The sequence below is a fragment of the Acidisoma sp. genome (assembly GCF_965199065.1).
In the GTDB taxonomy this organism is placed as follows: domain Bacteria; phylum Pseudomonadota; class Alphaproteobacteria; order Acetobacterales; family Acetobacteraceae; genus Acidisoma.
The window spans coordinates 510,200-522,913 of sequence record NZ_CBDAQN010000001.1 but is presented as its reverse complement, the minus strand read 5'-3'; the positions used below and the strand labels follow the sequence as shown (position 1 = coordinate 522,913).

13 protein-coding genes are annotated in these 12,714 nt (G+C 66.9%); 10 read left to right on the top strand and 3 right to left on the bottom strand.

Features of this window, described 5'->3' with window-relative positions; all coding sequences use genetic code 11:
• The first annotated feature begins 112 nt into the window (after positions 1-112).
• The 5 genes from folP (at position 113) to ACOEQ1_RS02410 (ending at position 5,119) form a co-directional block, all read left to right on the top strand.
• Positions 113-943: a dihydropteroate synthase gene (gene folP / locus ACOEQ1_RS02430; protein WP_419757637.1), complete on the top strand. Its 831-nt coding sequence runs from the start codon at positions 113-115 to the stop codon at positions 941-943.
• A gap of 98 nt (positions 944-1,041) precedes the next feature.
• Positions 1,042-2,439, top strand: a complete 1,398-nt coding sequence (gene glmM / locus ACOEQ1_RS02425) for a phosphoglucosamine mutase (RefSeq protein WP_419757636.1) — start codon at positions 1,042-1,044, stop codon at positions 2,437-2,439.
• Positions 2,436-3,293 (top strand): bifunctional hydroxymethylpyrimidine kinase/phosphomethylpyrimidine kinase, encoded by an 858-nt coding sequence (gene thiD, locus ACOEQ1_RS02420; RefSeq protein ID WP_419757635.1) that lies wholly within the window; start codon positions 2,436-2,438, stop codon positions 3,291-3,293. The genes glmM and thiD overlap by 4 nt, the downstream gene beginning before the upstream one ends.
• The gene (locus ACOEQ1_RS02415) at positions 3,290-4,351 is read left to right on the top strand and encodes an acyltransferase family protein (RefSeq protein WP_419757634.1); all 1,062 of its coding nucleotides are present in this window, start codon (positions 3,290-3,292) and stop codon (positions 4,349-4,351) included. The genes thiD and ACOEQ1_RS02415 overlap by 4 nt, the downstream gene beginning before the upstream one ends.
• A gap of 51 nt (positions 4,352-4,402) precedes the next feature.
• Positions 4,403-5,119: a DUF1223 domain-containing protein gene (locus ACOEQ1_RS02410; RefSeq protein WP_419757633.1), complete on the top strand. Its 717-nt coding sequence runs from the start codon at positions 4,403-4,405 to the stop codon at positions 5,117-5,119.
• Here the strand turns inward: ACOEQ1_RS02410 and ACOEQ1_RS02405 are convergent.
• From ACOEQ1_RS02405 to ACOEQ1_RS02395, 3 genes are all read right to left on the bottom strand, one after another.
• The gene (locus tag ACOEQ1_RS02405) at positions 5,099-5,464 is read right to left on the bottom strand and encodes a DUF6314 family protein (protein WP_419758624.1); all 366 of its coding nucleotides are present in this window, start codon (positions 5,462-5,464) and stop codon (positions 5,099-5,101) included. The two genes, ACOEQ1_RS02410 and ACOEQ1_RS02405, sit on opposite strands and share 21 nt — an antisense overlap.
• A gap of 135 nt (positions 5,465-5,599) precedes the next feature.
• Positions 5,600-6,259, bottom strand: a complete 660-nt coding sequence (locus ACOEQ1_RS02400; protein ID WP_419757632.1) for an NrsF family protein — start codon at positions 6,257-6,259, stop codon at positions 5,600-5,602.
• Entirely contained in the window at positions 6,252-6,839 is a 588-nt protein-coding gene (locus tag ACOEQ1_RS02395; protein ID WP_419757631.1) for a sigma-70 family RNA polymerase sigma factor, read from the bottom strand. Before ACOEQ1_RS02395 ends, ACOEQ1_RS02400 begins: the two co-directional genes overlap by 8 nt.
• Positions 6,840-7,058: 219 nt before the next feature.
• Between ACOEQ1_RS02395 and ACOEQ1_RS02390 the strand changes: the two genes are divergently transcribed.
• The 5 genes from ACOEQ1_RS02390 to ACOEQ1_RS02370 all read left to right on the top strand — a co-directional run bounded on the left by ACOEQ1_RS02390 (position 7,059) and on the right by ACOEQ1_RS02370 (position 12,696).
• On the top strand, positions 7,059-8,243 hold the full coding sequence (locus ACOEQ1_RS02390) for a phosphoserine transaminase (protein ID WP_419757630.1): 1,185 nt from the start codon (positions 7,059-7,061) through the stop codon (positions 8,241-8,243).
• Positions 8,244-8,248: 5 nt separating this feature from the next.
• Positions 8,249-9,838 carry a phosphoglycerate dehydrogenase gene (serA, locus tag ACOEQ1_RS02385; RefSeq protein WP_419757629.1) on the top strand — a complete coding sequence of 530 codons (1,590 nt, stop codon included), beginning with the start codon at positions 8,249-8,251 and terminating at the stop codon, positions 9,836-9,838.
• A gap of 25 nt (positions 9,839-9,863) precedes the next feature.
• Entirely contained in the window at positions 9,864-10,007 is a 144-nt protein-coding gene (locus ACOEQ1_RS02380) for a hypothetical protein (RefSeq protein WP_419757628.1), read from the top strand.
• A gap of 191 nt (positions 10,008-10,198) precedes the next feature.
• Entirely contained in the window at positions 10,199-11,254 is a 1,056-nt protein-coding gene (locus tag ACOEQ1_RS02375) for an NAD(P)-dependent alcohol dehydrogenase (RefSeq protein ID WP_419757627.1), read from the top strand.
• Between the two features lie 374 nt (positions 11,255-11,628).
• Positions 11,629-12,696 (top strand): glycosyl hydrolase family 8, encoded by a 1,068-nt coding sequence (locus ACOEQ1_RS02370; protein ID WP_419757626.1) that lies wholly within the window; start codon positions 11,629-11,631, stop codon positions 12,694-12,696.
• Positions 12,697-12,714 lie beyond the last annotated feature (18 nt).

Here is a 12,714-nt window from a genome sequence, read left to right as displayed (position 1 = left end):
GCTACAGACCCCCGGCCTTCGAGCCGGGGGTTTTGCGTTTTGAGGGTCTGACGGATGAGACTCTGTCGATGCTTTATTTCGATCAACAATGTGCTTCCTCCACGCGGCCATCATGGCTGAGCCTGCCTCGCACTGGGCGGGCCTGAGCCTTTCGCGGCCTCTGGTGATGGGCGTGCTCAACCTGACGCCCGACAGTTTCAGCGATGGGGGAAGCCTCGCGCAGCGCGAGGCGGCTCTGGATGCGGCGCGGCGAATGTTGACGGCAGGCGCCGACATTCTCGACATCGGCGGGGAGAGCACGCGGCCCGGCGCTGAACCGGTGCCTCCGGAGGAGGAGCAGGAGCGCATCCTGCACGTCATTCGCGTGCTTGCGGCGGATGGCGCGGTGATCTCCGTCGACACGCGTCATGCGAGCACGATGGCGGCGGCACTCGATGCGGGGGCACGGATCGTCAACGACGTGACGGCTCTGGCGCATGATCCGCGCTCAGCGGGCGTAATCGCGGAGCGTCAGGCGCCGGTGGTCCTGATGCATATGCGCGGCACGCCCCAGACGATGAGCAGCCTTAACCAGTATGCGGAGATCGGATCTGAAGTGGCTGCCGAGATGGCGGCGCAGGTGGCGACGGCAACAGAGGCTGGTATCGCTCGAGCGTCGATCGCCATCGATCCGGGGATCGGTTTCGCGAAGATCGGTTCGCAGAATGTGGCATTGCTGCGCGATCTCGGACCGCTACGCGCGCTCGGGTTTCCTCTCCTCGTGGGTCTCTCGCGCAAGGGGTTCATCGGCACGCTCTCGGGTGAACCGGTGGCGGCCCGGCGGCTCGGCGGCTCGATTGCCGGGGCCTTGTTCGCGCTGAGCCGGGGCGCGCAGATCCTGCGCGTGCACGATGTCGCCGAGACCGTTCAGGCGGTGCGCGTTTGGCAGGCGCTCGCCCGCTAGACGGTGTATTTCGGTTGAATTGCCTGTCCGCGCCGCCGCCGCTACACCATCCAGATTCCGGACACACTCCGGGCCGCATTCGCGAGGCGCAGAAGACCATGAGCAACGGCACGACAAAGCCCGCGGCGTCACAACCCCGCTCCCTCTTCGGCACCGACGGCATCCGCGGCCGCGCCAACATCCACCCGATGACAGCCGAAACCGCGCTCTGCCTCGGGCAGGCGGCAGGCCTCATGTTCACCCGCGGAAGCCACCGCCATCAGGTGCTCATCGGCAAGGACACCCGCCTCTCCGGCTATATGATCGAGCAGGCGCTGACCGCCGGGTTCCTCGGCGCCGGCATGGACGTGGTCCTTGCCGGGCCGCTGCCGACGCCCGCCATCGCCATGCTCACCCGCAGCCTGCGCGCCGACCTCGGCGTCATGATTTCGGCCTCGCACAATCCATTCGAGGATAACGGCATCAAGCTGTTTGGCCCTGACGGGGTGAAGCTCTCCGACGCCCATGAGGCCGCCATCGAGGCCCGGATGGCGACCGATCTCCGGCCCGAACTGGCGACCCCGGAGTCCCTCGGCCGCGCACGGCGGCTGAACGACGCCGCCGGCCGGTATATCGAGGGCGTCAAGGGCACCTTTCCCAAGGGCCTGCGTCTCGACGGCCTCAAGATCGTCGTCGATTGCGCGAACGGCGCCGCCTATCGCGTGGCGCCCACGGCACTCTGGGAACTCGGCGCCCAGGTCATCCCGGTCGGCGTCTCGCCCGACGGGTTCAACATCAATCGCGGCTGCGGATCGACGGTGCCCGACCAGCTCTGCGCCGCCGTCGTGGAACATGGGGCCGACCTCGGCATCGCGCTGGACGGCGACGCGGATCGCCTCATCCTGGCGGACGAGCATGGCGAGATCATCGACGGCGACCAGATCCTGGCGCTCATCGCCCGCTCCTGGGCGAAGACCGACCGGCTGACGGGCAGCGGCATCGTGGCAACCGTGATGTCCAACCTCGGGCTCCAGACCTTCCTGCGGGGCCTGGGCCTCGACCTCCATCGCACCCAGGTCGGCGACCGCTATGTGGGCGAGCGGATGCGGGCGCTCGGCATCAACCTCGGCGGCGAGCAGTCCGGCCACGTCATCCTGTCCGATTTCTCGACCACCGGCGACGGCCTGGTGGCCGCGCTGCAAGTGCTGGCCGTGCTCGTGCGGCAGGGCGCGCCGGCCTCCGAGGTGTGCCGGGTGTTCAAACCCTCGCCTCAGCTGCTCCGCAACGTGCGTTTCTCCGGTCCCTCACCGCTCGGCGATGCCCGGGTCAAGGCCGCTATCACGGCAGCCGAGGCGGCGCTTGGGCCCGAGGGCCGCCTGCTCATCCGCCCGAGCGGCACGGAACCGCTCATCCGTGTCATGGCGGAGGCCGAGGACGATGCGCTCATCGCCCGCATCGTCGGTGAAGTCTGCGAGGTCATCGCCGCCGTCGCCCGCACGCCGGAAACCACCGCTTGAGCCACGCGGCGAACCATACAAAGCCGGGGCGCGTTCTCGTCATCGCCGGATCCGATAGCGGCGGCGGCGCCGGTATCCAGGCCGACATCAAGGCGATCATGGCGTTGGGCGGGTTCGCGACGACGGCACTGACCGCCCTCACCGCCCAGAACACGCGCGGCGTGTCGGCCGTGCTTCTGGTTCCACAACAGTTCCTGCGGGCGCAGATCGACGCCATTATGTCCGATATCGGCGCCGACGCCATCAAGACCGGCATGCTGCCGGACATCGCCTCCATCGAGACCGTCGCAGATTTCGCGGAACGGCTGACCCCAGCGCTCCCCTTCGTCATGGACCCGGTGATGGTTGCGACCAGCGGCGACCGGCTGCAAAGCGAGGAGGCTCTGCACGCCCTGAAGACGCGCCTCATCCCTCTGGCGACCGTCATCACCCCGAATATTCCCGAAGCGGAACTGCTCCTTGGCGTGCGGATTGCCGATGAAGCGGATCAAAGGCGCGCGGCCGAGGCGCTGCTGGCGCTCGGTGCCGGCGCTGTGCTGGTGAAGGGCGGACACCTCACGGGCGCGACCGTCACCGACATCCTTGCGACAAGGGGGGCAACCTCCGCCGGGCTGGTCGCGATGACCGGCGAGCGGATCGTCTCCACCAGCACTCACGGCACCGGCTGCACCTTGGCGAGCGCCATCGCAACGGGCCTCGCGCAGGGCATGCCGCTCGAGGATGCGGTGAGGCGCGCCCGCGCCTATATCTCTGCGGCGATCCGTGGCGCGCCCGGCCTCGGCGCCGGACACGGCCCGCTCGGCCACGGCGTCACTGTCGATCCGGCCCGCATCGAGGCGCTCAGCCGCCTTTGAGCGAGGCCGCCGCCGCACCGCTGCGGCACCAGAACCTGCCGCTCACCTCGATCCGCGGCTTCGCGGCGCTTTGGGTCGTCGGGCATCACCTGCAATTCGTCCTGGCCTATGCCGGTTACGATGCCGCGGGATGGCTCTTCCGTCCCGGCTACGTGGCGGTCGACATCTTCTTCGTGCTGAGCGGCTTCGTCATCACCGCGGTCCACCGGGACCTCACCCTGCCAGGCCTTCGCGACTTCTTCCTCCGCCGGATCTTCCGCGTCTATCCCCTGCACCTCTTCGTGCTGGCCCTGATCCTCGGCCTTTGGGTGTGGAGCGAAGCGCGGTTCGGCAATCACGATCCGACCGAGAGGCTGCGGGACCTGCCCATCGTCGTTCTGCTGCTCCAGCCTTATCTGCTTCATGGCCTGACCTGGAACACGGTCAGCTGGTCCATCGGCGTCGAACTCCTGTGCTACGTGCTCTTCCCGCTCGTGATCGGGGCGATGCGGCGGCTGGAGTTCGTCGGTTGCGTGCTCATTCTGCTGATGATGGCGGCGATCGAGCGTCACGTGCAATCCGACATGGTCTGGGGGTGGCCCGCCGTCGCGCGCGGCCTCGCCGGTTTCGGGCTGGGGATGGCGGTGCAGCAGATGACGGTGCTGGTGCGACGCCCTCGCCCGCGCACCGCAAGCCTCATCGAGGCCGCGGCACTTCTCGCCATCCTGCTCGCGGTGCTCGGCGACCATCTGCGGCTCATCCCGGTCTTCGCGGCGGTGCTCATCTGGGGGCTGGCAGCAGAGTGCGGTGTCATCGCGCGCGGTCTCGGCGCGGGCTGGTGCGTCTGGCTGGGGCGGATCTCCTTTTCCCTCTATCTCATCCATCCGACGCTCATTGGCCTTGCCTTCGTCTGGCTGCCGCCGGGGCGGCTTGGCCTCGGCCACGCGGCGGACGGCATGTTGTGGACGCTGCTCATGCTGGCCCTGCTGCTGGGTCTGGCGACAATAACCTGGGCCACCGTGGAGGAACCGGCCCGCCGCTTCGGCATCCGGCTCGCGAAGCGTCGCGCGGGCGCGTAACCGGCCTTCATACCGGCACGAATGTCCCATCGAAACGAATGGGGTGCCGTCATGAAATGGTTCGTTCCGCTGCTGCTCGGGGTCGTGATCGAGGCCGTCGCTTCGGTGCCATTCGCGATGGCCGCCGCAGGCGATCCTCTGGTGTTGGAGCTGTTCACCTCGCAAGGCTGCTCCTCCTGCCCGCCGGCCGACCGTTACCTGGGCGAGTTGCAGCGCGAGCGCCCCGACGTCCTCGTGCTCGATTTCCACATCGACTACTGGGACAGCCTCGGCTGGAAAGACCCATTCTCCATGCCGGCAGCCACCGCCCGCCAGCAGACCTACGACAGGCTGCTCGGAAGCGAAGTCTATACGCCGCAGTTGGTGGTCGGCGGTTCGCGGCAAGCCGTGGGCTCGGACCAGGATGCCGTCGCGGCGGCCATCGCCGAGGCGACCGCGGACCGTGCCGCTCTGCCGCCGGTGGCGCTCGGCCTCTCGGACCGAGGGTCCGGCCTCACCGTTGATGCGGCGTCGGGTTCGGGGAGCGGAGAAATCTGGCTCGTCGGCTATGACGACCGGCACGTCACGGCTATCGGGCGCGGCGAGAACGGCGGCCTGACCGAGACGGAGGTGGATATCGTGCGGTCGATCCGCCCGATCGCGATGTGGAGCGGCGGCGCCCTGCATGTCGATGTCCCCAGGCCCGCGGGGCAGCGGGCCGCCGTGCTGTTGCAGCAGGCGGACGGACGCATCCGCGCCGCCGCCGCGTTATCCAGCGCCGGTTCGTGAAAAGATGGTGCTGATCACGAGGTTCTTGCGCGGCCCGGTGATGCGCCAGCTCAGGCTCCAGCGGTCGGCGTTCGGGAAGCGGTAGCGGCCGCGATAGGTATCGGGCGCGCAATCATGCTGGGCGGACGCAACGCCGGCGGCGACCTTTGCCCGATGGAAGAAGCGGCCATCGGCAAAAAAAACGCTGAACGCGGTATCGCTCTCGATGACAAATCGATAATCCCGCCGCGCCTCGACGCATGCGTGAGGCAGGACGAGCACGCCGTGTTCCACGAAGCGGACACCGTCGGCGGTTGGCTCGAAGACGGCGGTGCCGCGCAAGTGTCCGGCTTCGCGTGCTCCGATGTCGCGGATGCGGCGGACGACCGACCAGCGGCCGGTGAAGAAGCTGGCTACCGGGGCCAGAAGTCCGGGTCCATGATCTGGTCGAAGGTCCAGGGACAGACGCCTCCTCGGCTCGCGCGCGCCGTCACGCGCATTCTACCGGAACAGCCGTTCTCCGAACAGGCGATTGGCCACCACCACCAGCGCCACCGCAACCGCGTGAAAGACAAGGTCGCTGACCGACGCATCATACGGGTGGAAGAAATTCAGCAGGGTGGCCGCCATTCCCGCCGCCGCCAAGCCGCCCAGCGCCAGCGTCAGGTTTGGCCGCAATGGGAATGTCCAGCGCAGCAGCACCATCAGCAGCAGCGACAGCGGCAGCGAGAGCGCGCAAATGAACATGAAGCAATGATCGCTGTCGCCGAAACTCGCATCATGGACGCCCGGCAGATGAAAGCTTCGGGCACAGCCCATCCCGCTTTCCCAAATCCACAGGGCCAGAGGCGGAAGCGGCAAGAGCGCCCAACGCGTGCTGCGGCCGGGAACGCTCGTCATGAAGGCGGCCACAACGGCCAGAATGCCGGTCAGGGCCGAGCCGACGGCGGCAAGCCACATATCGGGCGCCGCCATGAGCCGCCGCATCATCGCGTGCAGATCGGCCATCGAAGCCAGGTAGCCCGCGAAGACGACGACGACCAGCAGCCACCCTGCCGCCAGCCGGGCGGGCGACACCGGCCGCACCGGGCGCAGATCGGCGGTCAGGCGCTCGATCAACTGGTCGTGCGAGGGCTCGTCTGAACGGGTCGCCTCAGACATCGTCAGCCTCCCCCGCACCCGCCGGACCGCCCAGCTTGCCACGGAGCGCCTTGATCGCCCGGTGCAGATTGACCTTCAGCGCAACCTTCGAGCGGCCGGTTTCGGCCGCCGCCTCCTCCAAGGTCTGCCCCTGCAAACCCAGCCGCTCCGCCGCCTGCCGCTGCCCGGGCGGCAACCCGGCGATCGAGGCGCGCAGCGCCAGAGCCCGGGATTGCGCATCGAGCACGTCGTCGGCCTCGGCTGTCTCCTGCGCATGGCTCTCATAGGCGACCGGATCATGCACCTCGCGCACCGCCTGTCGCCAATGGCGGCGAAGACCGTCGATGGCGCGGCGCTGGGCGATCGCCCGCAGCCAGGGCAGAAAAGGCCGCGCCGGGTCGTAGGTGGCGCGAGCACGGTGAACGGCGATTAGAACCTCCTGCACCACATCATCCACACGATCCGGTGTCACGCCCTGCCGGCGAGCCGAGGCCGCGACGACCGGCACGCAATCCCGCAGCAGCGCCTGATAAGCGGGTCCATCCCCCTGTTGCGCCGCGGCCATCAGCCGGGCGAGACGATGTTCCAGGTCATCGGTCACGGTGGGGTGCGCATCGGCCAGATCATGGCGGCACCGTAATCGCGCAGCGCTTCGCTTAACAGAGACCGGTTGTTCAAAGGCTGAGGCCGCCTCGGTCCGTTGTTCGGCACGGCCGGGCCTGCGGTTACGCCTGTTGCCGAGCCGCGCCCGATCCGCTAAACGCCGCGGCGGGTCACGCCCCCCCACCGGGGCGCTTCTCTTCTGAAAGGGAGAGCCAAAATGGCACTCGTTGCGAAACCGGACCTCCGTCCGCAGATCCCGAATTTCTCCTCCGGTCCCTGCGCCAAGCGCCCTGGGTTCACGTTGGAAGCGCTCGCCGGGGCCATGCTCGGCCGCAGTCACCGCGCCAGCGAACCCAAGGCGCGCCTCGCCGAAGTCATCGCCCGGTCCCGTGCGATCCTTGGCATGCCGACGGACTGGAAACTCGGCATCGTCCCGGCGTCCGACACGGGCGCGGTCGAGATGGCGATGTGGTCCCTGCTCGGCGAGCGGCCCGTGGATGTCCTCGTTCACGAAAGCTTCTCGGAAGGCTGGGCGACAGACGCCGTCAAGCAGCTGAAGCTCGACGGCGCCCGCGTGCTCGGCGCCGAGTATGGCGCTCTGCCCGATCTGTCCGCCGTCGATCCTGGCCATGACGTGGTGCTCGCCTGGAACGGCACGACCTCGGGCGCGCGCTTCCCCAACGGCGACTTCATCGCGGCCGACCGCCAAGGCCTCGTCATCTGCGACGCGACCTCGGCCGCTTTCGCCATGGCGCTGCCCTGGGACAAGCTCGATGTCGTCACCTGGTCCTGGCAGAAGGTGCTGGGCGGCGAGGCCGCGCACGGCATGCTCGCCCTGTCGCCCCGCGCCGTCGCCCGCCTGCTGAGCTACAAGCCGCCTCGCCCGTTGCCGAAAATCTTCCGCCTCACCAGCGGCGGCAAGCTCATCGAAGGCATTTTCGCGGGCGAAACCATCAACACGCCCTCCATGCTCTGCGTCGAGGACGCATTGGACGGGCTGCGCTGGGCCGAGAGCATCGGCGGCCTGCCCGGCCTCATCGCCCGCAGCGAAGCGAACCTCGCCTGCATTGCCGACTGGGTGGCGACCAGCGAGTGGGCCGGCTTCCTGGCGCAGGACCCGGCGAACCGCTCCTCCACCTCGATCTGCCTGACGATCACCGCGCCCTGGTTCGCCGCGCTCGATCCGGGAAACCAGGCGAAGGTCGCGAAGCGGTTGGCGGCCGTGCTCGACGCCGAGGGTGTCGCCTACGACATCGCCTCGTATCGGGATGCGCCGCCGGGTCTCCGCATCTGGGGCGGCGCCACGGTCGAGACGGCGGACATCGCCGCTCTGCTGCCCTGGCTCGACTGGGCCTACGCCCAGCTCGCCCAGGAACTTGCATCACCCAAAGCGGCGGAGTAACGCGCATGGCCTCCAAAGTATTGATCGCCGACAAGCTTTCGCCCGCCGCCATCGAGATTTTCCGGGCTCGCGGCATCGAGGCGGATGTGAAGACCGGCCTGCCGCCGGCTGAACTCCGCGCCATCATCGGCGGCTATGACGGTCTCGCCATCCGCTCCGCCACCAAGGTGACGAAGGAGCTGCTGGAGGTCGCGGCCAACCTGAAGGTCGTCGGCCGCGCCGGCATCGGCGTCGACAACGTCGACATCAAGGCGGCTACCGCCCACGGCGTCGTCGTCATGAACACGCCTTTCGGCAATGCGATCACCACAGCCGAACATGCGATCGCGATGATGTTCGCCCTCGCCCGGCAACTGCCTGAGGCGAGCGCCTCCACCCGCGCCGGAAAGTGGGAGAAGAACCGCTTCATGGGCGTGGAGCTGACCGCGAAGACGCTCGGCATCATCGGCTGCGGCAATATCGGCTCGATCGTGGCCGACCGCGCCGTCGGGCTGAAGATGAAGGTGCTCGCCTATGATCCCTTCCTGACCGACAAGCGCGCGGTCGAACTCGGGGTCGAGAAGGCGGATCTGCCGGAACTGTTCGCCCGGTCGGACTTCATCACCCTCCACACCCCGCTGGTGGACGGAACGCGCAACATCATCAACCGCTCAACGATCGCCGCCATGAAGCCAGGCGTTCGCATCGTGAACTGCGCCCGCGGCGGACTGGTGGATGAGGCCGCACTTCTCGAAGGTCTTACCTCCGGCAAGGTCGCCGGCGCCGCGCTCGATGTCTTTGAGGTCGAGCCCGCCACGGAAAGTCCGCTCTTCGCGCTCGACACGGTGATCTGCACGCCGCATCTGGGCGCCGCCACCGCCGAGGCGCAGGAGAACGTGGCGCTTCAGGTCGCCGAGCAGATGAGCGACTACCTGCTGACGGGCGCCGTCGCCAACGCGATCAACGTGCCGGCGATCTCGGCCGAGGATGCGCCGCGCGTGCGCCCCTACATGGACCTCGCGCGCCTGCTCGGTGAATTCGCCGGGCAGCTGACCCAGGCCAAGGACGGCGTCGTCACGCATGTTTCGGTCGAGTACGAGGGCGCCGTTGCTCAGCTCAACTACAAGCCGCTGACTGCCGCCGCATTGGCTGGATTGATGGCGCCGATGATTACGGGCGCGAACATGGTGAACGCACCAGTGCTTGCGCGCGAGCGTGGCATCGAAGTCACCGAGGCGGTGCATGACCGCGCCAGCGAGTATCAGACGCTCATCCGCATCACGGTCGCGACCGACGGCATCATGCGTTCCGTCGCGGGCACTCTCTTTGCGGGATCGAAACCTCGGCTCGTCGAGATCAAGGGCATCCCGGTGGAGGCCGAGTTCAGCCACCATATGCTCTACGTAACGAACCAGGACAAGCCTGGGTTCATCGGACGGTTCGGCGCGACCCTCGCCGGTGCCGGCATCAATATCGCGACGTTCCATCTCGGCCGCGCGAGCGCCGGAGGCGACGCCATCTGCCTCGTCTCGGTCGATGAGCCGGTTCCGGAGGACGTGCTTGCGATGGTGCGGACGCTGCCTCTTGTGATGCAGGCGACATCGCTGACCTTCTAGGCTCCGAAGGATCAGGGACCGGCACATGGGCGACAACGGCAACATCTTCGCGATCATCGTGCTGGCGGTGGTGGTCGTGATCATCGTCGGCGGATGGCTAGCCTTCCCCGAGATCAACCACTTCATGCAGAACCAGGATTGCATCGCCAGTGGGCACACGAACTGCTAGCAGTTAGCTTTGCCGCGTCTTTGGGCGGCGGCGCCAGGTATGTTTCGCAAAACGTGTTCCCGAAGCATCTTCCCACCACCGCGGATACGGTGTTTTGTCGCAGCCGCGCGAGCGTCCGCCGCAGTGGTGGCCGCTCGCCCCGCGCATTCGCGCTCGCTTTTACTATCTCTCGATAAGATCAAGGACGTTTTATGCTTGAATGTGTCGGCTATGGTGCGACGACGGCTTCAACGCCGGTCGCGCCTTTCTCCTTCAATCGCCGCGACCCCGGACCCGACGACGTCGTGATCAAGATCGCCTATTGCGGCGTCTGCCACTCAGACCTCCATCAGGTCCGCAACGAGTGGCGGAACACGACGTTCCCCTGCGTCCCGGGCCACGAGATCGTCGGCCACATCGTCTCCGTCGGCAGCAACGTCACCAGGTTCCGCGAAGGCGAGGCCGCCGGCGTGGGTTGCATGGTCGGCTCCTGCCGCACCTGCGCGGCCTGTAAGGAAGGCCTCGAGAACTATTGCGAGGTCGGCTTCAACGGCACCTACAACGGCGTCGACCCGGTCGTCGGTGGCCCGACCTTCGGCGGCTATTCCGACCGCATCGTGGTCGACCAGCATTTCGTGCTGAAAATCCCCGAGGGGATGGACCTCGCCGCCACCGCGCCATTGCTCTGCGCCGGGATCACCACCTACTCGCCGCTCAAGCACTGGGGCGTGGGACCGGGCAAGAAGGTCGGCATCGTCGGCCTGGGCGGCCTCGGTCACATGGGCCTCAAGATTGCCCATGCCATGGGCGCGCACGTGGTCCTGTTCACGACCTCCGCCGGGAAGACAGAGGACGCGAAGAAGCTCGGGGCCGACGAGGTCGTCATCTCGAAGGACCCTGCGGCGATGGCGGCCCAGGGCGAGACGTTCGACTTCATTCTCGACACTGTCGCGGCCGATCACTCGATCGACGCCTATCTCGGGTTGCTCAAGCGTGACGGCACGCTCTGCCAGGTAGGAGCGCCCGAGAACCCGCTTTCCATCGCAGTCTTCAGCGTGATCTGGCGGCGCCGCAGCTTTGCCGGCTCCCTCATCGGCGGCATCCCCGAGACCCAGGAGATGCTCGACTTCTGCGCCAAGCACGGCCTCACCGCCGATATCGAGATGATCCCGATCGACACCATCGAGCAGGCCTACACGCGCATGCTGAAGAGCGACGTTAAGTATCGCTTCGTGATTGACATGGCGACGCTGCCGAAGGCGGCCTGATCTCCCGAAATGGTTAATCGATCGGGTGTCTCCACCTGATCGGGGTCGCCTGCTTCCAAAACCGGAAAAACGCGCTGGCCTCGGTGGGCCAGCGCGTTTTTTTGCGTCTGGCGTCCGGTCCCAGGGTCAGGTTCTCCTGTCTTGCCGCCGCATCTACGCCGAAAGCATGTGCGTAATACGTTTATCGTTTGCCTCGCTCGCTCGGACAGGTCATACTTTTGGCTAGCTTGAAGTGACAAGTGGCTTGAAAATGAACCGGTTCCAGCTCGTTTTTGCTTTAGCGACCTCCTCCTGCCCACCCGGTCCTCAACCAAAGGATCAAGCCGTGCTCGTCGCTCCGGCTTCTCCCTTGGCTTCGTGAGGACCCTGGCCCGTTGTTCCCATCCCGGCGGCAATTCCTCGAGCGCAGCACGGCTGCCGCGGCGATGATCGGCCTCGCGCCGTTCCCCGCCGCTCGCGCCGCCGCGGCGTTCGCACCGGACGATCCCGACTGGCTATCCTTCAAAAGCCGGTTCCTGATGGCCGATGGCCGCATCGTCGATACCGGCAATGGCGACGTGTCCCATTCCGAAGGGCAGAGCTATGGCATGCTTTTTGCCGTAGCCTTTGGCGACCAGCAGACCTTCGACCTGATCAGCGGCTGGACCTCCCGCAATCTCGCCCGCGGCACCGATGCGCTTCATATTTGGCGGTATCTTCCCGATCAGCACGACCATACGCCGGACCACAACAATGCGACGGATGGCGACCTCGTCATCGCCATGGCGCTCAACCGTGCGGCTCAACGATGGGGCAGGACGGATGATGCGCAGGCTGCGGCGTCGATCGCGCGGGACATCCGCACGCTGCTGATCGCCAACGCGGGCAGCCGCGTCGTACTGCTGCCTGCCCTCAGCGGCTTCACCAGAAAGTCCGCAACGATCATCAACCTGTCTTATTACAATTTTGTTGCGATTCGCGAGTTGGGAACCGTCGACGGATCGCCGCTTTGGCCGCTCCTCGCCCTCGACGGAATGTCGTTGATGCAAGGAGCCCGGTTCGGCCGCTGGCAGTTGCCGCCGGACTGGCTCGCCGTGCCGTTGAACGACGAGGCGCTGGCGGTTGCGTCCGGCTGGCCGCCCCTCTGCTCCTACGACGCGATCCGCGTGCCCCTTAACCTGACCTGGGCGCAGAACCTGACGCCGGCGATCAGCCAGTCCTTCACCAGCTTCTGGACGACTGCGGCGGCCTATCAGCCGGCCTGGGCGAACCTCGCGACCGACGCGGTCTCGTCGTACGCCGCCGCGGGAGGACTTGTCGCCGTCCGGAACGTGATGATGGCCGATGCGCGTCAAATGGGGCTGCCGTCGCTACCTTCAGTGCAACAATGCACCGATTACTATTCCTCATCCCTAACGTTGTTGTCACGGATCGGTTGGGCAGAGAGTCATGCCGGTGGCTAGGAACGAGGGAGCGGAGTC

Coding starts and splice junctions, on each gene's coding strand:
- ACOEQ1_RS02400 (WP_419757632.1), bottom strand. CDS start 6,259: ATGTCTGAGGCGACCCGTTCAGACGAGCCCTCGCACGACCAGTTGATC.
- glmM (WP_419757636.1), top strand. CDS start 1,042: ATGAGCAACGGCACGACAAAGCCCGCGGCGTCACAACCCCGCTCCCTC.
- serA (WP_419757629.1), top strand. CDS start 8,249: ATGGCCTCCAAAGTATTGATCGCCGACAAGCTTTCGCCCGCCGCCATC.
- ACOEQ1_RS02375 (WP_419757627.1), top strand. CDS start 10,199: ATGCTTGAATGTGTCGGCTATGGTGCGACGACGGCTTCAACGCCGGTC.
- ACOEQ1_RS02380 (WP_419757628.1), top strand. CDS start 9,864: ATGGGCGACAACGGCAACATCTTCGCGATCATCGTGCTGGCGGTGGTG.
- ACOEQ1_RS02410 (WP_419757633.1), top strand. CDS start 4,403: ATGAAATGGTTCGTTCCGCTGCTGCTCGGGGTCGTGATCGAGGCCGTC.
- folP (WP_419757637.1), top strand. CDS start 113: ATGGCTGAGCCTGCCTCGCACTGGGCGGGCCTGAGCCTTTCGCGGCCT.
- ACOEQ1_RS02390 (WP_419757630.1), top strand. CDS start 7,059: ATGGCACTCGTTGCGAAACCGGACCTCCGTCCGCAGATCCCGAATTTC.